This is a genomic window from Evansella vedderi (assembly GCF_030813435.1).
GTDB lineage: Bacteria > Bacillota > Bacilli > Bacillales > Salisediminibacteriaceae > Evansella > Evansella vedderi.
Window position 1 is genome coordinate 296,414 of sequence record NZ_JAUSUG010000003.1, and the last position, 23,600, is coordinate 320,013.

Below are 23,600 nucleotides of genomic sequence, written 5' to 3' on the forward strand. Positions count from 1 at the left end.
TCACAAATTTCTATAATTATAAGATTTCATCATCCATTAGTCCATAAAGAACTCCTCATCTTCATCCTCTTCTTCCATACTGCTTATCGTATCGATGGTATCTTCATAACCATCTTCTCCATCATCCCTTTCACCAGGGGGCCTCAAACTTACCATGATCCGATCTATGTCATCTAATCTGTCTCCCGGTTCTGGTCTCTGGTTATTTACAAATCCATTTCCTTGAATATCCAATTGTATATCTAACATATTCTGAAGTATGAGCACATTTCTTAAGGACCAACCTGAAATATCCGGCATAAGGAAAGTATTCCCGTCCGTTAAAATAAATACTTTCTCACCACGCATTATTTTACTTTCCGGTTGTGGGTATTGCCGCTTCACTTGATTACCGTCTCCTAATACGACAACATCATAACCCGTTGAAATTAGATTGTTTTTAGCATCTTCTGTATTCAAACCTATGACATCTTCTATTTCTCTTTCTTCGATGACTTGCTCACCATTGGAATTATCCGGTGATATATTCAAGTATTGAAGACTTTGGTTCATAACTGATTTAAAGATCATGGATACTGGTAAGGAACCTGATTCATACGCTTGTAGTTTAGGACGATCTACTGCTACATACACAATTACTTCAGGGTCTTCCGCTGGGGCCATTCCTATAAAAGAATAAATAAAATTACCATGCCCCTCCAAATAACCTCGGCCATTTTCCCTTGGAATCTCTGCTGTGCCTGTTTTCCCTGCAACTCTAAAGCCATCAATGGCAAATGGCCTCCCTGTTCCTACCTCCGATGTTACTACTGTTTCCATTAATCTTAAAACCTCATCTGCCGTTTCTTTAGAAATGGGCTGACCGGCTATTTCAGGTTCATTTTGTTTAATGACCTCTCCATCATCTCCGGACTCAATTCGATCAATAACAAACGGTTTCATCATTTTCCCATCATTAGCAATAGCGGTAGCTGCCTGAACCTGTTGAATAGGTGTAACAGCAGTTCCTTGTCCAAATGCCGTTGTGGCAAGCTCACTTAATCCCCTCCGAGCAATGGAGCCACTTATTTCATTTGGAAGGTCAATTCCTGTAGGTTGGGAAAAGCCAAATCTATCAATATACTCATATAAACGATCTGCTCCAAGCTCTTCAAGGGCAAGCTTAGTAAAGGCAACATTAGAAGATCGTTCAAACCCTTCATTGTAAGTAATTTCTCCCCAACCACCACGATAATGGTCATTAATAGTATCACTACCTACAGTGTAACTTCCTGAGAGAAAATAATCTTCTCCACGATAGACGCCCTCTTCAATTGCTGCTGCTAACGTAAATATTTTCAATGTTGATCCAGGTTCAAACCTCGATGCTGTATTATAGTTTATAAAATTAACAATAGATTCATATTGATTAGGGTTAAAGCTTGGTCTATTAGACATCCCTAGTATTTCACCAGTTTTAGCATTGGCTACAATAGCCATTATCCGTTCTGGCTCAAACTCTTGTTCCACTTGATTCATTGTCTGTTCAATAGCCATTTGTATTCGAGTATCTAACGTTAAAAAGACATTACTTCCGTTTTTAGGGGGATCGATTATTTCATTGGCATTGGGTAGTCTGCGATTCCTACCATCTTTCTGGTAAGAAATTCTCCCATTTTCCTCTTGTAAGTACTCATTCAAACTGCTTTCCAATCCCATTCTCGCAACAGACATATCCCGTTCTGTATAACCAATAATATGGGATGCAAATGTTTGTTTAGGGTAATACCTCCGGGCATCTTCACGAAAATTTATTCCTTGCAATTCCAAAGCCCTAACCTCTTCTGTAGTTTCGTAGCTTAAGAACTTAGTACGAGCACCTAATTCCACTTGAACTCTTCCTTGTTCTATACCACGGGTCAAGATACCCTCCACTACTGCGGGATCAATGTCTAAGACAGTACTAAGTTGCATTGCCGTAAATGCAGGATCCTCCACATACCCCCCATAACGCTCGTCCAAGTTTGCGACAATAGTATAAGATGGTATTTCCTCAGCAAGGGCCTCTCCATTCCTATCAAATATTGTACCTCTTCTCCCTTCAAGAACCCTTGACTGGGACCAGCGCGACTCCAATAAAGTTTGCAAATCCTGACCTTGAATTTCTTGCTCCGCTTGTATGTATACAAAACGGGAAAACAGGACAGACACCCCTACTAAAAAAATTATTAGAATCAATAAGGCACGCTTCGTTACTATATTGTTTTTCTTTTGTTCCACGCACTACCACCTTCTTAAAGACTAATCATTTGTATGGGTAAATCTCACATTATTTTCATCTAGGATCATTCCCATAGCTTTCGCTTCTGATAAAATACGCTCAGGATCAGATAATTCCATTACTTGTAGACTTAAACCCTCATTTACCTTTAACTGGGTCTGGATTTCCGACTCACTTTGCTGAATCTGATGATTAGCAATATAAATGGATGCATAATTTGATAAAACGAAATATAGAGCAATAACAATCGCTACTAAAGTACCAGTATAGATTACTTTTTCCCCTTTGGAAATACCTGATTTTTTATGTACCTGTTTCTTTTCCGGCTTTCCCGCTGGCTGTGTCATTGGTTGTTCTATTTGTCTTTGTACTAATGGACTCATAACCTCTCATTCCTCCTCATTATTGTTTTTCCGCAATTCTAAGCTTTGCTGACTCTGCTCTTGGGTTTAATTCCAACTCTTCGTTTGACGCAACTATTGGCTTACGATTAATTAAAACCAACTCTGGCTGGAATTCATCTGGTATAATTGGCAAATCTTTCGGTATATCCTCCCTTGTACTTCTCTGCTTAAATACTTGTTTACAAATACGATCCTCTAATGAGTGGAAGGTAATAACCGCCAGTCTTCCTTTAGGTGCTGTCATATCAATGGCATCGTTTAATGCACTTTCAAATACATTAAGCTCATCATTAACGGCAATCCTTATTGCTTGGAAGGTCCTTTTTGCCGGATGGCCCCCTTTCCTTCTTGCAGGTGCAGGAATGGCATCCTTGATGATTTCTACTAATTCAAAGGTCGTTTCAATGGGCTTCGTTTCTCTTGCCTTTTCAATTTTTCTAGCTATTTGCTTGGCAAAACGTTCTTCCCCATACCTTGAGATAATTTTCATGATTTTTTCAAACTTCCATTCATTAACAACCTCATAAGCAGAAAGGGGTTGTCCTTGGTCCATCCTCATATCAAGGGGAGCATCAAAGCGATAGCTGAATCCTCGTTCTGGCTCATCAAATTGTGGAGATGAAACACCAAGGTCGAAGACAAAACCATCGACTTGTTCTATTCCAAGGTGGATTAATTCCTTTTTTAAAAACTGAAAATTACTATGTACAAACAGAATTCGGTCTTTATAGGTATCTAATCGCTTTTTGGCGTGGGCTAATGCTCGTTCATCTTGATCAAAGGCAATCAACCTGCCTTTTTCACTAAGCTTAGTAACGATTTTCTCACTATGTCCTCCACCGCCTAGTGTACAATCAACATATATCCCGTCTGGATGAATGTTAAGTCCTTTTACAGTTTCTTCTTTTAAGACAGTTACATGTTCAAACAAAGAATTGTCCTCCTTTATTAGATAAAAGGTAGTAGCTATTGCGTTGACTCGCAGTCACCGCTTCGAGTAGGTACAAAAGGTAAAACCGACCTTTAGTACCTACTCTATAGATCAAAATCAACGATACCTTCTGCGATTTCTGCAAAAGATTCTTCCGATTCTGCGAAATAGTCTTCCCAAATTTCCTTACTCCAAATCTCCACTCGATTCGAAACTCCGATTACAACGCATTCTTTTTCTAATTGCGCATAGGAACGGAGGGTTTGTGCAATGTTAACTCTCCCTTGTTTATCTAGCTCACTTTCCGTAGCTCCTGAAAAGAAAAAACGGGTAAAGGCACGGGCATCTTTTTTTGTAAAGGGGAGAGTTTTTAATTTCTGTTCTAATTGTTTCCATTCTGGTTCAGGGTAGACAAATAAGCATTTATCCATCCCTCTTGTTACGACGAAGGTGGATCCTAGTTCTTCACGAAATTTTGCTGGGATTATCATCCTTCCCTTTTCATCAATCGTGTGATGAAATTCGCCCATGAACACAGATATCCACCTCCTCCCCACTTTATAACACTAATTTACCACATCTCCCCACTTTTCACCACTCTGACATAAATTTTTTCCACAAAATAAAAAAAAGCCCACTAAGAGAGGGCTTCTCAGAGTGGGTAAATGTTAATGGAACTATTTAATTTTTTTCAAACGAAGTTGATTGAAGCGGAAAGCGAGTGCCTGGATCGTAAATCAACTGCCTAATTTAGCACAGCCAAAATAGTCTTCATTTATCGTAGTGTTTAAAAGGACTTGAGAATTTTGAACAGACTCTATAAATAAATGTATACGTGTTTTCCTAATAAAGTGTCTTCCTCTTTCAGTTGATTGTATACTCTCGTAACTAAATCATCGCCGTACAAGTTTAAAAAAGAGTAAATATTTATATACCTCTCTTGCAAATTACCATCGGGAATCAGTTCTACTTCAACCTCATCATATTTATTTAAGGCTGTTTTATTTTCGTGAAGAATAAAGCTGCTAAGTTGTTTTTCATACTGGATAAGCCCTTTTTTTAGTATGGCTTCATATTTTGAATGAACCGCGCTTGCACCTTTTCCTAATGTAGGGAAAGAGTATGCCAATTTCTCAGTTGTTGCTTCCAGTTCCTTTCTTGCTCTTTCAAAGGCCCCCTCCATATTAGATGGGGTATTCGCATCTAACCACAATTCCTTTTGTTCTGTCAAAGCTGCTTTTGAGACCTCACTAGCTTCCATACCGATCCATGCAAGATTTTTTTCAATTCGCCTAGAAATAAAGGTTAGGTGAACTCTAGGTAAAATAAGGGGCATGTTTATTTGCAGTGTATGGAACACTCTTCTTAAAGTTCCCCAATATTTCAACTCCCCAGGACCGGCAATAAAGGTAATAACAGGAAGCAATTTATCCTGCATGACAGGACGTGTTACCACATTATTACTCAATTGCAATGAATTTTGGTTAAGCTTCTGAAGTATCTCTTCTTCCATCCATTTATTTGCTCCGTTTTTTTCTTTAAAAAACATGCCTTCCTTTTCTAATAAAAAACGCTGCCCTTGGTCATGAATAAAAAGATGAGCATTCTTTTCATCGATTTCAATGGGCTCTCCAAATCCGGCCTCCTGGAAGCCCTTTGCCCCTTCATAAAAGGCGCTCCTTAAACGATCATTATTAGTAACCATTTCCTTAAAATAAGGTCTTTCAATCTCTCTTATCCCTTGATCATGAGCATCCATCAATACTAATCCTGTACCGTTAAATAGACGGTGAATAATGGTAGCAAACCACTCCACATAAGTACAATCCTCTTTCACATCTTCTAACAAAGTAAGGTAAAGGTCTTTTGTAAAGGGGGTTTCCTGAAGATATTGAAATGCCTCCTTTATAAACGCCCTTCCCTTTTCAGCTGAGATTATCCTATCGGAAGCCGGTCGCTTTATATCATTTCGTTCCCTAAGGTTAAACTTTCTTGATCGCTGACCACGGTGTAGATAAATATGATTTATTTCATCAACATCATGATCCTCTCCCGCAATCCAAAAGATGGGCACAACCGGAATATTTAATTTATTTTCTATCGCTTTAGCTTCATGTAATATAGAAAATATTTTATTTATTGTATAAACAGGGCCAGTTAATAATCCTGCCTGCTGTCCGCCTACGACGACAACAGAGTTTTTGTCCTCTAGTCGGGCTATTTGGGAATAGGTCGCTGGAGAGTCCGTAAATCGTTTATTAAAAGAAATTAATGATTTTATTAACTCTGAACGCTGATAGCTCCTATTACGTACTTCCTTGTACCTTCTTAATAAACCTTCGTCATTAACAGGGTAATCGAAAAATTCCATTACTTTATCATTGTTATTTATGTATTGTTGTAAAAAGGGTTGGTTTTTTAAATGATCTTCCAGAACCATTTTCATGACAATTCAACCTTTCACATCTCTATGGTGAGAAGAGTAGATAACATCTGATTTTAGAGGCTGTTCAAAAAGGTCGGTTTTTGAACTTTTTGAACAGCCTCTAAAAATAAATTCCGTTATATTATAGCAAAGAAATCTTTTCCCACCAATTAACTTGCTCTAGTTTAATGCTAATGAATACATACGGTTAATGAGTCCATACAGCATTAACAAGAAATATAGACAAAAATAAACAAAAAATTGAAATCTCCAAACCCCTTTAAACACTTTTTGAATATGTATGTCTTCATGGAGTCGCCAATGGAGTATTGTAAATACAGCACCTGTTACTAAGAAAAATAATATAAACAACCAAGCCAACTTTACTCCCCAGATTTCAAGGACAATAAAATAGACAGCAATAATAAACAGTAACGCTGTACAATCCACTGCTAGTTTTAAAGAAAATATCTTGTTATGGGTAGTCTTTACCGCTATTAAATAGACAAGATATAAACCTATAAGTGGAATGGTTACTAATGTTGCAGCAACAAAGACTAGCACTTCCCCCATTTACCTTCCCCCTTCTAACCCCACAATAGAACGATGAACAAAGTTCGTTATCGGAACTGAGATATTTTTTTCAAAGGACTCCTTGATAATATAACCTGTAATGGCATGTATTTCCGTTTTATTCCCTTGCTTCAAATCCCGCAGCATGGACGACTCATTTTCTGAAGTATTTTCAACAACATCAAGGACAGTCTCCCACTCACTTTCACATAAGCCCAATACTTCTATACCTTCTTTGAAAAGTCCTCTCATATTATCAATCCATTCGTCATTACTTAGGAGACAGCCATTTTTCACACCATAAAGGGCTGTTAATGGGTTGACAATTAAATTTATAAGCAACTTTCGCTTCAGCATATACTCTACACTATCTGTCTTTATTATTGGGAATTCCTTTGTGGAATGGGAAACCAGGGTGGCAAGTTCAAGGTCGAAATTAGTTATTCCTTTCCAAGACCCTAGAAAGATTTTTCCTAACCCTGTATGTTTAATAGTACGATCATTAAGCTTCATGGCACCATGAGTGACTACACCACCATAAATTGGACTAGTAAACAAGCTGGAAGCCTGCTCTAAATGTCCCATACCATTTTGTAAAAACAACATTGGTGGTAAATTACTGTACTTTTCCCACTTTTTAAAGAAATCATCTAGTTGGGTTTGTTTTAAGGCTATTATCCATACATCCCCATTTATGTAATCATCCTTCTGGAAGGTTGAGGCATTTATATCTAAATTAAAAGATTGACCCTGTTTTTCAAGACAAAGCCCCTCCTGTAGGAGTTTCTCCCTTTGTTCACTTGTTCTAGTAACAACTGTAACAACATGTCCTTGTTTCCGTAAATAAAATGCCGCTAATAAACCAATTGCTCCCCCACCAATGATTACAACATTCATTAATCCCACCTCTTTTTAGGTCTTTCCTATCACTTATTTTAGCATATTTGTTTGCTAGCAAAAGGGAAAATAAATGGAGAATTTCTTTTCTTTTTTATCTTTTTTAAATTATAATAAAATATAGATAATTAAAACTAGCTTTTTATAATTGTTGTGGAGGGGATCATTGTGGAGAAACATGAGGTTGTTCGTTTAAATGTTAATTTCAAAACGTTAGAAGAGTTTGAAAATTTTAGGGAATACGGCCAACAAGAGCTTTCTATGAAGGAAGACCTTGAAGCAAATATTATTGAAAATGACAGCGAATCACCATTTTATGGGGTTTATTTTGGAAATAAGCTTGTAGGGAGAATGAGTTTATATAAAATCGACAAGAAATTCGATCGCTATTTCGAGCCGCCGCAAGATTATTATGAGCTTTGGAAATTGGAAGTTTTACCTGGTTACCAAGGTAAAGGAATTGGTAAGAGCCTGGTGGATTATGCAAAAAGCTTGGGGCTCCCAGTAAAAACGAACGCTAGACAACGGTCTGATGATTATTGGACTAAATTAGGATTCGAACCACTTACATATCAATCAGAGCGTGACCGAGGTGAAAACCCATACGTTTGGTTCCCAGAAGGAGTGTCAGAACAAGTTTTTGATTCTGAGAAATAGATACGGGAAGCACAAAAAAGGTGTGTCAAAGTACTATTGACACACCTTACTTTTTTCCTCATATATCAACATTTACCTTTAATAGAACCATTTTATTTAACGGTATATTGACTCCGTTTTGTTGCACGTTCCATAACATTGATCATTAGCTGATAATCATTTTTTACAATTTCATATTCGTGCTTTAAACGTGTCAACTCCTTTTCAAGAGCTCGATTTTCTTCTACTAATTCTTGTATCCGTTTCGTAGACGTACTCCCTTCCGACAATTCCCTTTCCTTTTTTAGGACCTCTTCCTTCTTCCCTAGCAGAAATTCAACCATTTCGTCTATGGTCTGAACTACCGGCTTCCTTTCCAAGTTTCCTGGAGAGGCTTGTATAGAGGTAACTTCTTTATCCGCTTCAAAGTCATCCTTCTTTAATTGTTTCCTTTGTTTTTTTGCTAACTGTATTGCCGATTCATATTTCTTCCGTATGGAAGAGTTCCAGCGAAATCCGCATGCAGCTGGTGTTCTAGACAGCTTTTCTCCCACTTCTTCGAACGCTGCAAGCTGAGTACTCCCTTCACGAATATGGCGCAGTACTACTTCTGCTAACAACAGGTCTTCATCTTGATTCCATGCATCCTGTCTAACCAAAGAACTAATCCCTCCTTCTTCGTTTTTCACCTTATATGTATGCAATTAGTAGAAAAGATAGACTAATGTTCTAGAAATAGTATGAACCATTCTTAAATAAGCCATTCAGAAACCCATTTCTAGCTTTTCCTACCATGTGAAAAAGAGAGATTGTCCTATTAAAAGAATTATTTTTTATTTAAAAATGCCCTTACAGCATCATGGTGTTCCCTTGTCTCCCATAGACTAGCACAAGCTTCTACTTCTTTGTCCATTGCTAGAAACAAATCTTCCTTTTCACCTCTCGTAAGTAACAGGTCTTTGTATGTTTGTACAATAACTCCCTTTACCCATTTTTCGGTCCAACGATACAAATCCTCTAATGAAGTTACATCCGCAACAAACCCCAATTCTATTGCTTCCTTCATGGAAAACCTGTTGGTGGTACCTAACATCATCAATGCCTTTTCAAGACCTATCCGTCGTTTTAGCAAAGAAGCCCCTCCCCAACCAGTAGTTATATGGAGATTTCCTTGGATAAAGCCGACCACGCCTATTCCCTTAGCAAAACGATAATCAACAGCACTAGCAATTTCAGCTCCTCCCCCAACCGCAGAGCCATTTAAATAAGCCACCGTTATAGCGGGAAAAGTAACAATTTCCTTTAATACCTCCCCCATAGGTCGGAGCATGGTTAAGGCATCCTCCCTTGTTAATAAACTGTGAAAGCTTTGTAAATCACCTCCACTGCAAAATACATCCCCTTCCCCCCGAATGATCAGGACCGACAAGTTACGATCTTGACGCAGCTCTTGCAAATGCATCTTTAAATCATTTATGACATCGAAATCGACGGCATTTCGTCTTTCTGGACGGTTTAAAATAATCTCCGCAACGTGCTCTGACTGCTTCCGACAAATAACTTTCATTCATAAGCTCCTTTCTATACAGCAATTACAATATATTTAATATAGGGCTACCCTTTTTGAATACTCAATGGTACCAATTTCAAACTGGACGGAGGTCTACCGCGAAAATACCAATTATGTTGTATTCGCTACGGTCCACTCCCTTTCCGCGGACGACCTGTCAAGCCCCCACGGGCTTTGCCCTGTGTGGTCTTGGCTTGCTCGTTCTTCCGCAGAAGTGTCGTGGACCTTCGCTCATTCCAATGCAGATTAATATTTTCATTCTCTATGGTGCAAAATTACTATTGCATGGAGGTCTACCCTAGAAAATATAAACCTGTATTGGGTCGCTACCCATAAAGTGGTAAAAGATAGCGACTCTAGCGACGAGAGTAGGATCTAGAGTTTTCTCTTATACCACAAGTATAGTTATGTCCTCAAAATCGCTTTCTGAGGACATAACTTCCAAAATTTTACCCTCTTGTCCTCAAAAAATGTTAGAATTGTGTCCACTTGCTCCATGGTGCATATCCCATTTGCATCAAGGTCTACCAAAAATAAAAACGCAAATATAAAAAAACAGGAAGGTCAGTCCTCCCTGTTTCATCGTAATTATTTGTTTACTACGTTCTCGCCCTTGTATGTTCCACACTCTTTACATACGCGGTGTGATAACTTCATTTCACCACATTCAGGACATTTTACCATACCTGGTACACGAAGTTTAATGTGCGTACGACGCATTCTTTTTTTCGTTTTACTGGTTCTTCTAAAAGGTACTGCCATGAGTCCCACCTCCTTGGAGATCATTCAGAAACATGTACGAAGCATGTTTATTTTGTTTCATCAAAGAACTTTTCCAGTTCCTTTAAACGAGGATCAATTTTTACCGAATCCTCTTCCTTTGTTTGCAGCTCCCAGTCTTTACCTGACGCTGGAGCAAGACCTTCGTCTTCATTACTGAAGACACGGAGCGGTTTTTCTAACAAAATACGTTCTAATACATAAGGGAATAAATCAACCGTGTTTCCTTTAACCTTGTGAACTTCATCTTCTTCATCGAAAACAGCCATTTCATCCAATTGAAATATTTCGACAGCTTCAATATTAAAAGGATACTCCACATCATTTAAAGTTCGGGCACATGGTAGTGTCATGGAACCAGAAATTACGAGGCGAAAGGTTACGGACTGCTTCATAATACGAGCATCCCCTATCACTCGCACAGGAGTAATGTCACGAATTTCACGGTCTATTTTCTTAATTTCACTCACATCGACAGACTCATCGATATGCAACCCTTTTTCTTTATAGGTCAACAACTGTTGAACCGACCATTTCATAGGTTTTCACCTCAAGACAACAAATGTAATTATAGCTTTCGTTTAATCGTTTGTCAAGATAGTTTCTTTACAAATCATTCTAACATCAGTTTCATTTCTACATATTTCCCCATAAGGTATATTTCATACCATAACATATAAATAAACAAAAATTAAATAGCTAATCTTCAATCTTTTAATAAAATTGGTGTTTTTTTTCACAAATCTGTTTAGAATGGACAAAGGAGGACTATTTATTTGTTCAAGAAAGATGAGGTGGGACCTTTGAACATTCTCGGTATTGTTGTGGAATACAATCCATTCCATTATGGTCACCTGTACCACTTAAGGGCATCCATTGAAAAAACAAAGGCTGATGTAACGGTAGCCGTAATGAGCGGCTCCTTTTTACAAAGGGGTGAACCGGCCATAGCTGATAAATGGACACGTACTAGAATGGCACTTCAAGCTGGTATTGATATTATCATCGAATTACCTTACATATACTCTACCCAAAAGGCTGAAATATTTTCCGATGGAGCTGTGAGCTTACTTCATTCGATTGGCTGTAATCAACTTTGTTTTGGAAGCGAAGCAGGGGATGTAGCGTTATTCCAATCCTCAGTAGATAAAGTAGATGCAAAAGAGTCGGAATTGAATAGGGAAATCCAGCAACATTTAAAATCAGGAGTAAGTTACCCAAGGGCATTTTCCGCTGCCTTTCAATCAGTATTTGAGGGCGATAATATCCTTGATTTAAGCCAACCAAATAATATTCTTGGCTATCATTATGTTAAGGCAATTAAAAAGCTAGAATCAAAACTGAAACCATATACAGTAAAACGAGAAAAGGCACAATATCACGATAAAGAATTAACCCGTGAACATATCATTGCCAGTGCTACAGCTATTAGAAAGAAGCTGATTGAGGAGAAACAGCCTTTAGAAGCTATATATCAATATCTCCCCTCCTATACATTACAGGAATTAAAAGGGCAACTTCAGCGGTGGGGCTCCTTTGTTCACTGGGAAAAGCATTTTCCATACTTACAATATAGAATTCTCACCTCTTCTCCTGAGGAACTTAGAAATATTTATGAATGTGAAGAGGGGTTAGAATATCGTTTGTTAAAATTAATAACAAAGGTTTCGTCTTTTCAAGAATTAATGGAAGTAGTGAAGACAAAGCGATATACCTGGACGAGAATCCAACGCCTTTTCGTTCATATTTTATTAAATACAACGAAGTCCTTTATGGAAGAGTATTGTAAACCTTTAGAAGCTCCTTACATTCGTATTCTTGGAATGTCAGAGGAAGGAAGACATTTTCTATCGTCACGAAAAAAAGAGCTGGAAATCCCCTTAATAACAAGAGCTAGTGAATGGGATCACCCTGTGTTGCAAAAAGATGTATTAGCAAGCCAGCTTCATTCTCTTCCATACCTCAAAAACCATTCCTTACAGGAAGAATTTAAGGCTATCCCCATTAGGTACGATAAAATAAAGGGAATCTTCCTCACATGAAGGTTCCCTTAACTGCTTATTGTTTTGGTTCCAATTGATTTAAGAAGGCAATTGCCTCTTCAAAGGTATCAACGGGGACAATAACCATGCTAGTTCCAATAGATTCTGCGGTTTCCTGTGCCACTGTGTAATTTGATTCTGGTGCACCCTGTTCATTTGGAGCAAAGAAGAAATCTGCTCCAGCATTATGGGAGGCGATTACCTTTTGCTTCACGCCACCGATTCTGCCAACATTCCCCTGTTCATCTATGGAACCAGTTCCTGCAATGTCATACCCCTTCGTAATATCCTCTTCAGAAAGCTGATTATATATTTCTAAGGAAAACATAAGTCCTGCGGAAGGCCCGCCAATATTACTTGTATCTATAGTCACCTTAGGATCCATAATTAATTCACGATCTGTCACCGGATTGGCAATTCCAATACCCCCCCGTTCCCCAGTCTCATCAAGTTCACTTGGGAATGGCTTAATTTCAATGGCTACATCCTCTTTCGTATCGTCCCTTTCGATGGTTAATGTAACCTGATCTCCTATGGAGAATACAGATAATAGTTCAAGGAGCCTATTCGCTTCAAGCACCTCTTCTCCCTGAACAGCCACAATACGATCTCCCATTTTCAGCTTTCCCTCTGCATCCATATCAGGGATAACGGATGTGACGTATACACCATGATTTTCAAAAAATGCAGTCTTACCAGCCCGTTCATAAGCCACAATAACAGCCAAGTCCTGAGAACCAGCCATCATCATCAACTGTCGATGTTGATATTCTTCATCCGTTTCTCCTTCTGGTCTTATTTGATTTTCTGGAATAAGCTCCCTTTGATCGCTAAACAATGCCCAAACATAATTGATAACATTTGCCTGCCCCATTCTTACTGTGGTCAACATAAAGGTTCCTTCATATTCGTGACCCTCTTCTACCTCAATTACCTCTGTCAGAACCTTGGCATCCCCCGGAATGGTAAAGTAGTATGGTAATTCATAAAAATTTATAGCAAGGAGGATTATTATAAAGATAACCCACTTAATGGTACTTCTATCAATACGTCCTTTTCCTTCACTCATGCTGCCTCTCCTTCCAGTCCTTGATTTTCTCTGTTAATGATTTAAGAACTTTTCTTGTTTCCATTTCCCCTTGTTCAATTATTTCCTGAACATTCGTATATTGCGTTGATTTTATATGGGATAAAATAGGTTTAATCATGATATCAGACTCAATTTCTCTATATTTCCCCATTTCCCTTTCCATAATATCCATACTTTGCATAATCACATCATAAATGGAGGTAATATCAGGATCGTCATCAAAGTAAGAAACATCCACTGCTATTATTATATCTGCTCCCATCGTTTTTACCACAGAAACAGGTACTCGATCAATCACTCCTCCATCAACATATATCTTTCCGTTGACCGTTTGAGGGACAACAATTCCAGGAATAGCAATACTTGCCCGGACTGCAGCGGCGATATCCCCCTTCTGAAAAATTATTTTTTCTCCTTTTTTTAAATCCGTAGCAACAACGGATACCCGGGGGGTCAAATCCTCTAATTTTCTTTGATTTACGAGCATTTCAACTAATTGCTTCGCTTTATCCCCTTTTATAAATCCCATCTTTGGTACGGTAAAGTCAAGAAGATACTTTCTGCGAAACTGTATAGCCATTTTTTCCAGGAAGTCAGGTTTGTAGCCGGCACCATATAGAACACCCACTAATGCCCCCATACTACTACCCGCAATATAATCTACGGTAATTCCTGCTTCACTTAATACTTTAAGAACACCAATATGAGCAAAACCTCTCGAACCTCCTGAACCAAGGGCTAAACCAATTTTTGGTTCCACGTTTGCCTCTCCTCCATTTTTAAAAATGGTCTAATCTTTCTTTGTCTACGTATATTTGAATGAGGACAAGTTTATGATTTTAGATTGAAAAGGAGCCCTTAAATACAATGAATGCCTCACTCATCAAGACTATTTTATACGGTAGTACTACAACCTTTATAGCGGTATCATTTATGATATTCCCAAAGGAAGCTTATGAAGCATCGATTCGCGGGCTATCGATGTGGTGGGACGTCGTTTTCCCCTCACTTCTTCCCTTTTTTATAATGTCTGAGTTTTTAATTCGATTTGGTGTCGTCTCCTTTATTGGGGCATTATTTGAACCGATTATGCGCCCCTTATTCCGTGTACCAGGCTCTGGCGGCTTTGTATGGGCGATGGGATTAGCCTCTGGTTTTCCAGCAGGAGCTAAACTAACTGCAAGACTTCGCCAGGAAGAGAAAATAACGGCCGTTGAAGGGGAAAGACTTGTTTCATTTACGAATGCATCTAACCCACTTTTTATATTCGGTGCCATATCAGTAGGTTTTTTTCAAAATGCAGCCCTAGGGATTGTTTTAGCTGCCTCACATTATGTAGGAAATATTATTGTAGGGTTAGTAATGAGATTTTATGGAAGTAACGAACCTTTACCGAAAAAACGTAATCATTATCCGAAAAGATTTTCCATCAAATACGCTGTTCAATTAATGCATGAGGAACGACTAAATGACAAACGTCCTTTTGGAAAAATGATGGGAGATGCTGTCCATTCAGCCATTCAAACCTTATTAATGATTGGCGGATTTATTATTTTATTTTCTGTTCTAAATGAGATATTGAACATTATCAATATTACACTGATCATCAGCTTTTTTATAACTATTATACTTGGATTTTTACAGATGCCCAACGAATTGAGCCCAGCGATTATTCAAGGGCTGTTCGAAATTACATTAGGAAGCCAGCTAGTGAGTAACTCAGTAAAGTCCACCCTGCTTCAACAAGCTGTTATTGTAAGTTTTATTTTAGCCTTTAATGGCCTGAGTGTTCAGGCGCAGGTCGCTAGTATCTTATCAGAAACAGATATACGATTTAGACCATTTTTCCTTGCCAGGTGTTTTCATGGGTTTGTCTCTGCCTTTCTAACCTATTACTTATTCGACTGGCTTTACGTAGAAAATTCCGCCCCAATGGGTGACCATGTCATTCCAGTATTTCAACACACTGACGTTTCTAGCCTTTTTATCTATCCATATAACTGGCTATTGGAATGGGGATTTTTTATCACAGCTTCAAGCCTCCTTATCTGGGTAGTATTAAACTTATTCAAATATCAGCAAAAATAACAATGTAAAAGGGTGATTCATAGGTAAATAACTCCTATTGAATCACCCTTCACGTGTTAGTTAGGAAAAGGCATATTTTTTTCTTAAAGCTTCCTCAACCACTTCAGGCACTAAATCTCCAACTGGGGCCTGATATTTCGCCACCTCTTTAACAATGCTAGAGCTTAAGTAAGAATACTTATTGTTCGTCATCATAAAGAAGGTTTCCACTTCTTCATCTAATTTACGGTTAATAGCAGCCATTTGAAGTTCATATTCAAAATCAGACACTGCCCGTAGTCCTTTTATAATGGCATTAGCGTTTTGTTTTTTTACATAATCAATAAGTAACCCATTAAAATGATCCACTTCCACATTCTTTAAATCCTTCGTTGTCTCCCTAAGGAGTTCCATTCTTTCTTCCACCGTGAAGAGGGGCTGCTTATTTCGATTATTAAGTACTGCCACAATCACTTTATCAAATACTTTTGCCCCCCTTGTAATGATATCCAAATGTCCTAATGTTACCGGATCGAAGCTCCCTGGACAAACTGCGATGCTGGCCATAATTATTCCTCCAATTCATGAGTATAAATTGTTATTGTCGTATCGCCATACTGTTCTTCTCTTATTTTCCTTAAACCACCATATGTATCGTTAAGAGCTACACTAGAGGCATGTTCTACTACTATCATCCCATCTACTGCTAGGATATTATGCTCGGCAATAAATGCTAGCTCATCATGAAGCCTATGTTTCTGATAGGGTGGGTCCAGGAAAATAAAGTGAAATTGGCTTTGTTTCTTCTGTAATGCTTTTAAAGCCCTGATGGATTCCGTTCGAAAAACTTCAGCCCTACCTTCCAGTTTACAGTTTTTTAAATTTGTATAGATTGTTTCAATAGCTTTTCGATCACGATCCACTATAATTGCCTTATTCATCCCTCTGCTAAGGGCTTCAATGGAAATAGATCCACTGCCTCCATATAGATCAAGCATCGTACCACCATCAAAATATGGTCCTACAATATTAAAAATGGATTCCTTTACTTTATCTGTTGTTGGCCTGGTAGATTGGCCGGGGACAGCTTTTATATGTAATCCCTTTTGTTTACCGCTAATTACTCTCATATGCTCTCACCTTAAATTAGTATTAATTGCATCTCATATGCTACCACAAAAGTACTTAAAAGAAAAAAAACGGCTAAAAACGTTTTAATTTTCTAACTCTTTTTATTGACGTATAAACTTTGATTACTCGTCCATACTAATGTTAGCAACATTATTGAGCATGTTGCTGACAACCGCGGAGAAGGCTTACGTTTCCCCATAAGTTCTTCCTCCGGTTTCTCCTCTCCCATAGCCTAGGCATTCCTAGAGAGAATGTTTCATTTTCTCATAGATAAATGCCATGAGGCAGCCCGCATTGTACAATGCGGGTTTTTTTAATTTCACTTCAGACTTTTCCTGTTCCATACCTACTTCATGAAACTGGGTAACTCACACCATTCTACCCTCTTAAGGTTGAAGTCCCCCAAAATAAACAAAAACCCCCTAAGCTACTTCACTTAGGAGGTTAGTTCAACTATTATATTCCCATTTTATAATCATACTCTTTTTCTTTATCTGGTACTGAATTTTGATACTCTGTTTTTAACCAAGGCCTCATGGACATGGAGACCTCTTTTACAAAATGGAGTGAACGTAGCTTCACCATTGTTTCCTCTACGTTTTCCCCGTCACAATACATTACCACATACTTCATTTTTCTAGAGGTATAATGTATATGTCCAAAGCGCCTTAGTTGTTTTACCTGCTTTAAAGATTGAACCCAGATAGCTAGTCCCACTCGATTTCCGACCATCTTTGTTTCTCCTTTTTAATCCCGAAATTTTGCAAACAGTCTAACACGTCCAATGAAATAATGCAACAGGTTTAACCGCAACCGCAACTTCCACCTGAACCACAACCTCCACCACATCCACCTTGATCAAAGAAAGGATTACCAGTTGGTACTTTAATGTGTGGTGAAACTGCATCAGCAATAATTAAACTCACTTCAGTCAGTAAGTCGTGTAATTCATTTTCAGCCTGCTTAAAGTCTGCTATGGCAGGGTGAGTATCTAACTGCCTTTTCCACTCCCTAACATCCTTTGTTACTTGTTTAAAATCAGGGTGATATTTTCCAAACCTTTGTACTTCATCATATTTCTCCTTTAAGGTTTGGAAATGTTTAATCAGCCCTTGTGCTTCTCTATTTTTATCTAAGGCCTTTTTTGCTGCTATATATTTATAAAAGATTTCCGATGAAGTTATAACCTCACCGAAATCGTAAGCTTCTTGGAGTAAATCTACGTTTGTCATTGTGGTAACCATTTTTCCACCTCCAAACTCTATTATAACATGTTTATGTTGTTTTCATATAATTCCCTTTATCTAAATGCCGAAAATTTCAAGTCTTTTTCAGGATGATAGATGGCAAGCCGCTTCATTTCCCTCAATTTAATTTTATTTCCCCTATAAGTTGTTACCTCGGCTTCACCAGCATCAAAGTGTAAGGTTTTAATTTCCGCTACGAATGTCTGACCTTTTGTATCTTCCACTATAATAGGTAGCTTAAAGGCCTGACTTTGACGAATTAACCTAGCGAGCATATTTTCTTTATAAGTCATTAATTGAAAAGAGACAGGGGCTAACTTATTTAGTTGCTCCCATTCTTTCAACTTAAAATCTTTATCTTTTGTACTCTGAAAAAATTCTCTTTCTTCCTTTTCCACAACAGCTTTCTCTTGGAATAGGAGGGAAGAATCTTCTAAATATTCATCCCATTTTTTCTCCACATCCAATGAAATAAACAACCCTTTATCATTTGCGTGAATGTCACTCGGAGGAAATCTTTTTCTTGCTTCCTTTAATAAATAATTTTTTAAAGTGGTATCTTCCACCTGGTAGTAGACATAGTGTTTCTTTTTTTTCACAATAGGGTGATTTTCGTCCCAAAGCTCCTCAAATAGAGCTGTTTCCTTTTCATTGCTCGGAAGCTTTCGTTGAAGCTCTTCCCATAACTCCTTAGCTGAACGAATCCTCTTGCTTGATTGAACAGACTTTGTTGTGAATGCAACATGAAGCATCTGTCCGATACTTTTTACTTCACTAAAAATTAAAACCACCCAAAGGAGAGAAGGGTGAATATTACTCGGAATAATCCACTCCTTACCTTGTATATGAAATGCACCTTGAAAATGAAGTTCCGCCTTTTCATAGTGAAGGATAGTCGTATGATTATTCTTCACAAAAAAGGGCCATCCTTCCATTTCTACTACAATATCCTTATCCATCCCAGAAGTATCCTTAAATTGATAGGGCTTTATCGGAAAGCCGTACAATACTTTCTTCACAAAAGGGAAAGTAATATTACTCACAGGAAAGTCAAATGCTTTATGAATAAACTTAATCGCTAATTCTTCGAAAAAATCATCAGGACTACTCAACCTGCTGTATATTTCCTCTTCGTCCATGTTTTTTATAGACTGATTGACGAAATCCTGAAATAGTTGATAGTTTCTTGAATTTAAACTATTTATTGAGTTGTTCTCATCCAATTGACCTGTCGAACATAAGAGAAAATACGTTTGAAAACTTAAAAAATCAAAGAACCACAAATCTTCCTGTTCCTTAAATTCAATGTTTCTTTCCCCTTCTGACAGTTGCTTATCTAATTCCCGCGGAATAACATATTTATTTACTGAGCCAAGCTTCACTTGAAAGAAATACCCATCCTGACACAGTTCTCCCATGGTGGAGTAATAGTGAAAGGGACCAAATGATTTAACACCTAGTTCATCTACGTGGGCTTTATTTTTATCAATAACAAGGGTTAACCAATCTAGGATTTCCCTATTATTGAATTTAATTGACTCTAAATCTTTCCCAATTCTTCCCTTGAATTCTTTACTGTACATTTAACCACTCTTCCCATTCATAAGTATAGCCTTGCTCCGTCATAAATAACTGCCTGTTAGAAGCAACCTCTTCCTCTTGGGTCATAGGAGTAACTAGTGTATAAAAGAGAACACTTTTTCCCTTTTTTTTAGGTCGTAACAGCCTACCTATACGCTGGGCTTCCTCTTGTCTTGATCCATACGTTCCGGATACCTGAATAGCCACCTCCGCATCGGGAAGATCTACCGCCATATTGGCCACCCGACTTAAGACAAGGACAGTTATCCTTCCATTTCGAAAATCATCATAAATTTTCTGACGTTCTCCTTTTTTTATTTCACCTGTAATTAACGGAGCAGAAAAATAGGACGAAATTTTATGTAATTGATCTAAATACTGGCCAATAATGATTACTTGCTCTCCCGTGTGTTTAGCTAGAAGCCCCTCTACTACTTGGAGTTTTCTATCATTTTCACTTGCATAACGAAATCTTTCTCTCTTGGACAAACTTAAATAAGTTTCCCATTGTTTTTCGTGGAAGGCAATTTTTATTTCTTTACACACAGGACGGGCAATCCAGCCGTTTTCTTCCAATGGCTTAATCCCAACCTCGTACCTCTTAGGTCCAATTAAACTATAAATATCCCCTTCCTTCCCATCCTCACGGACAAAGGTTGCCGTTAAACCTAACCTTCTTTTCCCTTGAAGATTAGAGGTAATTCGAAATAACGGAGCAGGAAGAAGATGTACTTCATCATAAATGACTAATCCCCATGATCTTTGATCAAATAAGGAATAGTGTGGAAACTCCTCCTCCCCCTTTGTCTGATGGTAAGTGAGCATCTGATACGTTGTAATGGTTACGGAGCGTACATCCTTACTTTCACTTGTATAGCAGCCTATTTGGGACTCATCAAGGGTTGTCTTCCTTAACAATTCATCATACCATTGGCGAAGGGACGTATCATTTGGAACAAGAATTAAGGTATCTTCTTTTATTTGATTCATGACACCTAGTCCTACAATCGTTTTCCCAGAACCACAAGGTAGAATGATAAATCCATTCCCCTCATTGACTCCAGAAGGTTTGATAAAGGAATGAACTGCTTCCTTTTGATAAGGTCTTAAAGTAACATTACTTTTTAGTGATAGATTCAAGGAGTCACCCTTTTCCACCCCTAACTTATCCAAAACAGGATATCCGTGCTTCATTAGACGTTGTTTTATTAATCCCCTTTCTTCTAAAGCGATTGTAACAACTTCTCCATCAGGTACGGCAATAATTTCCCTTTTGTTTTCTTTATAAATGGATTTCAGTAACCCTTTTTCCTTTGAATATAATATTGGGCCTAGCTCTTTCGTGTGTATAAATTCAAGCTTCCCATTCCTTTCCTTCCAAACCTCTAATTGCTCTTCTACTTGTTTTGGGATAGGTCCATCAGAAAAATTATGTAAAAAATCTATAATCTCGTTTATGGTAATCCCTTGCTCCATAGCATACCAAACAGAGAAAGGGGACAATTTATATAAATGAATAGCAGAAGGTGTCTTCATTAGTTGTGCAAATTGACTTAAAAAGGGTTGAATGATTTTTCCCTCCGAGTGGTCTGAACGAAAAAAAATCACACCATCATTTTGGATCCAGAGTGGCTTTTGCTCTTGTAACATAAAATCCCCTCCATTTGCCATTTTTACCACTTTACTATTTTCTACCGATCAATAGTTACCTATTCACTCGTAAGGAAATGAAAAAAAGCGGCTGAATGGATTAATTTACCATTCGAACCACTTTTCATTATTTCGTATTAAAGGAACGCATCATTTCCAGAAACATCATTGCAGTATTCATACTATCTTGGAAACGCTCCATTCGTTGTGGGAATGTTTTACCGTAATATACTTTTGCTTCCTTTTCCATTTCATAGACAGAGCTCGGATTTCTTGCTAACCTTCGGTACCACTGGGGGTTATAGCGAAGGAATTGATGAAGATCCGGTTTCTTTCGTATATATTGGTAAACTTCTGTTCTCATAAGACTCTGCCCCCTAATTAATCATCGTGAAAAGAAAAGGGAGAATTTTGCTGTTGTTGTTGGTTATTTTGAGATGGCTGCTGTGGATTTTGTTTAAATTGATTCAATAATTCCTGGACAGATGCTAACACACCACCAAATTGAGCTAAGTGTTCCTGCATATCATTAAAATTAATTTTTTTCAGCATGTTCAATATATCTTGAGTTCCTAATGATTCTTTGGAAGAAGACTTCTTTCCCTTTTTCCCTTTACTCTCTTCTTCTTCCTCTTCTTTTTCCTCATCCGACTCTACATCTTCATTTTCATCTTCATCAATTTCATCGTCATCACTTCGGTATGTCTCCCAAATATCATCCTCTTCCCCAAACAACAAGTATTCCTCAAATAAATCCTGCAACGTCTTGTCACCATTTTTTACTGGCTTTAAAATATAAGGATTATTTTTTACAAAAGCTTTAAACTTTTTCACATCTGGATGAAGAGACTTACTCACCAATTACACCTCCTAGTCGCACGACTAGATTCTCATTACTATATCATACCAACAACACCCCAAAGAGGTGCGCCCAAATTTAGAGGATGACTCAAAAGGGTTTTTTGAGTCATCCTCTAAGCAATGAGCGAAGTCGCCGCACTCTTTTAAAAGCCCGTTATGAGTGTTTTTCTCATAGCGGGCGCGCGGCGGACGAAGCCATTGCCAATGATTACCCTTACCGCGGTGTAATAAAATTCTGCGTATAATGATTCCTATATACTCCTACTCCTAAATGAGTAAAACGATCGTTTAACAAATTAACTCGATGGCCCTCACTATTAAGCCAACCCTCTACTGCAGCAATTCCATCCACATAATTGGCAGCTATATTTTCCGCTGCTGAATGAAAGGACAAATACTCCCCTTGTAATCGATCCTTTAGTTCTCCGTTTGTAGGTGATGTATGGGAAAAATAATTATTATAATGCATATCTTGACTATGAAGTAAGGCGACTTTTGCTGTTGTTTCCTCCCATTTAAGGGGGGGGAGCCCATGTCGCTTACGTATATCATTTGTTAGATCAAATATTTGTCTTGCCTGACCCTCTTGAATATGTTCCCATTGTTCATCAGTTAAAGGTTCAATTTCAGGCAATACACCCCTGTACACAATAGAATATGGTCTTTGCAGTAATAATGTTTCTTGATCTATAAATCGAATCGACGATAATGTATCCTCCACAGTATCAAAGTAAAATTGAACCCAAATATCCTCTAATGGTGCCAATGGATACATTTTCAATTCCTCTTCCCTTAATTCAAACTGGTATGATGAAAATTCCCCACTTAGGGAGACTATATCGTTGAATTCAAATTGTTCCGCTATACTGTTATAGGAATCCCCAATTCGTATATAAGGCAGTTCTGCCAATTCATCATTAGTGAAAACGGAAACTACTGTATTGTCTTCCATAGATAGAGCAAATTGCAAATATACATCCGTTTCATTATAAATCCACCAATCATAACCATAAGGAGTTGGATCTACCCGACCAGGATTTCCAAACTCTCCTACTAAATCATCCCCAGGTTTTCCAATCCATTCGTGGATGCCATGAACCGTGGGATTTAATATATCTTCATCAGTTTGTGAATTACCATCAGTTTCATCACTAGTTTCCTCAGGAGAAGAGGCGGTTTCAAGCTCTTCTATTTCTTCATTCACAAATTCATTTTCATAAAAAAAAGTCAATAATGTATAACATAATAAAAATCCTATTATAAAGGTAATTATAATTTTCATTTGATGGCTCCTCTCGTAGCTAATCTCTTTTTTAAACTTTCTAGAGAGGATATAATTGTTCCTGCCAAATTACAATCAATCACATAAATCGAAGAGAAAAGCATCCTTTCAACAAAAACTCTCATTAAAACGACAAAAAGCTGAGCCAAAAGGTTTTTCCTAATGGAACAGCT

25 protein-coding genes are annotated in these 23,600 nt (G+C 37.9%); 3 read left to right on the forward strand and 22 right to left on the reverse strand.

Translation table 11 applies throughout. The annotated features are described in order from the left end of the window. Window positions 1–36: 36 nt before the first annotated feature. From J2S74_RS05805 to J2S74_RS05835, 7 genes are all read right to left on the reverse strand, one after another. Entirely contained in the window at window positions 37–2,259 is a 2,223-nt protein-coding gene (locus J2S74_RS05805) for a penicillin-binding protein (RefSeq protein ID WP_307322977.1), read from the reverse strand. Window positions 2,260–2,280: 21 nt separating this feature from the next. Continuing rightward, complete coding sequence (gene ftsL, locus J2S74_RS05810; protein ID WP_307322980.1) at window positions 2,281–2,643, reverse strand: cell division protein FtsL; 363 nt, start codon at window positions 2,641–2,643, stop codon at window positions 2,281–2,283. Window positions 2,644–2,662: 19 nt separating this feature from the next. Continuing rightward, a complete protein-coding gene (gene rsmH, locus J2S74_RS05815; protein ID WP_307322983.1) occupies window positions 2,663–3,595 on the reverse strand; it encodes a 16S rRNA (cytosine(1402)-N(4))-methyltransferase RsmH in 933 nt (310 codons plus the stop codon). Between the two features lie 104 nt (window positions 3,596–3,699). Then, entirely contained in the window at window positions 3,700–4,131 is a 432-nt protein-coding gene (gene mraZ / locus J2S74_RS05820) for a division/cell wall cluster transcriptional repressor MraZ (RefSeq protein WP_307322985.1), read from the reverse strand. Between the two features lie 281 nt (window positions 4,132–4,412). Then, window positions 4,413–6,041, reverse strand: a complete 1,629-nt coding sequence (gene bshC / locus J2S74_RS05825; protein ID WP_307322987.1) for a bacillithiol biosynthesis cysteine-adding enzyme BshC — start codon at window positions 6,039–6,041, stop codon at window positions 4,413–4,415. Between the two features lie 159 nt (window positions 6,042–6,200). Next, window positions 6,201–6,593 (reverse strand): DUF3397 domain-containing protein, encoded by a 393-nt coding sequence (locus J2S74_RS05830; protein ID WP_307322989.1) that lies wholly within the window; start codon window positions 6,591–6,593, stop codon window positions 6,201–6,203. Continuing rightward, entirely contained in the window at window positions 6,594–7,490 is an 897-nt protein-coding gene (locus tag J2S74_RS05835) for a 2-dehydropantoate 2-reductase (protein ID WP_307322990.1), read from the reverse strand. It abuts the gene before it with no gap. Window positions 7,491–7,658: 168 nt separating this feature from the next. Here J2S74_RS05835 and J2S74_RS05840 point away from each other — a divergent pair, with 168 nt between their 5' ends. Next, entirely contained in the window at window positions 7,659–8,147 is a 489-nt protein-coding gene (locus J2S74_RS05840) for an N-acetyltransferase (protein WP_307322993.1), read from the forward strand. Between the two features lie 92 nt (window positions 8,148–8,239). Here the strand turns inward: J2S74_RS05840 and J2S74_RS05845 are convergent, their stop codons facing one another. From J2S74_RS05845 to J2S74_RS05860, 4 genes are all read right to left on the reverse strand, one after another. Continuing rightward, window positions 8,240–8,794 (reverse strand): RsfA family transcriptional regulator, encoded by a 555-nt coding sequence (locus tag J2S74_RS05845; protein ID WP_370875975.1) that lies wholly within the window; start codon window positions 8,792–8,794, stop codon window positions 8,240–8,242. Between the two features lie 158 nt (window positions 8,795–8,952). After that, window positions 8,953–9,693 carry an enoyl-CoA hydratase/isomerase family protein gene (locus tag J2S74_RS05850; RefSeq protein ID WP_307322999.1) on the reverse strand — a complete coding sequence of 247 codons (741 nt, stop codon included), beginning with the start codon at window positions 9,691–9,693 and terminating at the stop codon, window positions 8,953–8,955. A gap of 591 nt (window positions 9,694–10,284) precedes the next feature. Continuing rightward, on the reverse strand, window positions 10,285–10,458 hold the full coding sequence (rpmF, locus tag J2S74_RS05855; RefSeq protein ID WP_307323001.1) for a 50S ribosomal protein L32: 174 nt from the start codon (window positions 10,456–10,458) through the stop codon (window positions 10,285–10,287). Window positions 10,459–10,505: 47 nt separating this feature from the next. Then, window positions 10,506–11,015 (reverse strand): YceD family protein, encoded by a 510-nt coding sequence (locus tag J2S74_RS05860; protein ID WP_307323003.1) that lies wholly within the window; start codon window positions 11,013–11,015, stop codon window positions 10,506–10,508. 237 nt (window positions 11,016–11,252) lie between these two features. Here J2S74_RS05860 and J2S74_RS05865 point away from each other — a divergent pair, with 237 nt between their 5' ends. After that, window positions 11,253–12,518: a nucleotidyltransferase gene (locus tag J2S74_RS05865; protein ID WP_307323005.1), complete on the forward strand. Its 1,266-nt coding sequence runs from the start codon at window positions 11,253–11,255 to the stop codon at window positions 12,516–12,518. A gap of 16 nt (window positions 12,519–12,534) precedes the next feature. Here J2S74_RS05865 and J2S74_RS05870 read toward each other — a convergent pair whose 3' ends face one another. After that, a complete protein-coding gene (locus J2S74_RS05870; RefSeq protein WP_307323007.1) occupies window positions 12,535–13,587 on the reverse strand; it encodes a SepM family pheromone-processing serine protease in 1,053 nt (350 codons plus the stop codon). Continuing rightward, window positions 13,580–14,368: a patatin-like phospholipase family protein gene (locus J2S74_RS05875; RefSeq protein WP_307323009.1), complete on the reverse strand. Its 789-nt coding sequence runs from the start codon at window positions 14,366–14,368 to the stop codon at window positions 13,580–13,582. Before J2S74_RS05875 ends, J2S74_RS05870 begins: the two co-directional genes overlap by 8 nt. A 107-nt stretch (window positions 14,369–14,475) precedes the next feature. Here J2S74_RS05875 and spoVV point away from each other — a divergent pair, with 107 nt between their 5' ends. Further along, window positions 14,476–15,696 (forward strand): dipicolinic acid transporter SpoVV, encoded by a 1,221-nt coding sequence (gene spoVV, locus J2S74_RS05880; RefSeq protein ID WP_307323011.1) that lies wholly within the window; start codon window positions 14,476–14,478, stop codon window positions 15,694–15,696. Window positions 15,697–15,756: 60 nt separating this feature from the next. Here spoVV and coaD read toward each other — a convergent pair whose 3' ends face one another. The 9 genes from coaD to J2S74_RS05925 all read right to left on the reverse strand — a co-directional run bounded on the left by coaD (window position 15,757) and on the right by J2S74_RS05925 (window position 23,427). Further along, window positions 15,757–16,242, reverse strand: coding sequence for a pantetheine-phosphate adenylyltransferase (gene coaD, locus J2S74_RS05885; RefSeq protein WP_307323013.1), 486 nt, complete (start codon window positions 16,240–16,242; stop codon window positions 15,757–15,759). A gap of 2 nt (window positions 16,243–16,244) precedes the next feature. Further along, entirely contained in the window at window positions 16,245–16,805 is a 561-nt protein-coding gene (gene rsmD, locus J2S74_RS05890; RefSeq protein WP_307323014.1) for a 16S rRNA (guanine(966)-N(2))-methyltransferase RsmD, read from the reverse strand. Between the two features lie 457 nt (window positions 16,806–17,262). Then, the gene (locus tag J2S74_RS05895) at window positions 17,263–17,538 is read right to left on the reverse strand and encodes a YlbG family protein (RefSeq protein WP_307323016.1); all 276 of its coding nucleotides are present in this window, start codon (window positions 17,536–17,538) and stop codon (window positions 17,263–17,265) included. Window positions 17,539–17,609: 71 nt separating this feature from the next. After that, window positions 17,610–18,050, reverse strand: a complete 441-nt coding sequence (locus tag J2S74_RS05900; protein ID WP_307323018.1) for a YlbF/YmcA family competence regulator — start codon at window positions 18,048–18,050, stop codon at window positions 17,610–17,612. Between the two features lie 56 nt (window positions 18,051–18,106). After that, a complete protein-coding gene (locus tag J2S74_RS05905) occupies window positions 18,107–19,636 on the reverse strand; it encodes a hypothetical protein (RefSeq protein ID WP_307323020.1) in 1,530 nt (509 codons plus the stop codon). Further along, entirely contained in the window at window positions 19,626–21,284 is a 1,659-nt protein-coding gene (locus J2S74_RS05910; RefSeq protein ID WP_307323021.1) for a DNA repair helicase XPB, read from the reverse strand. The genes J2S74_RS05905 and J2S74_RS05910 overlap by 11 nt, the downstream gene beginning before the upstream one ends. A 127-nt stretch (window positions 21,285–21,411) precedes the next feature. Then, window positions 21,412–21,648 carry a YlbE-like family protein gene (locus J2S74_RS05915; protein ID WP_307323023.1) on the reverse strand — a complete coding sequence of 79 codons (237 nt, stop codon included), beginning with the start codon at window positions 21,646–21,648 and terminating at the stop codon, window positions 21,412–21,414. A 17-nt stretch (window positions 21,649–21,665) separates the two neighbouring features. Then, complete coding sequence (ylbD, locus tag J2S74_RS05920; RefSeq protein WP_307323025.1) at window positions 21,666–22,142, reverse strand: spore coat protein YlbD; 477 nt, start codon at window positions 22,140–22,142, stop codon at window positions 21,666–21,668. A 217-nt stretch (window positions 22,143–22,359) separates the two neighbouring features. Beyond that, on the reverse strand, window positions 22,360–23,427 hold the full coding sequence (locus J2S74_RS05925) for a CAP domain-containing protein (RefSeq protein WP_307323027.1): 1,068 nt from the start codon (window positions 23,425–23,427) through the stop codon (window positions 22,360–22,362). Between the last annotated feature and the right edge of the window lie 173 nt (window positions 23,428–23,600).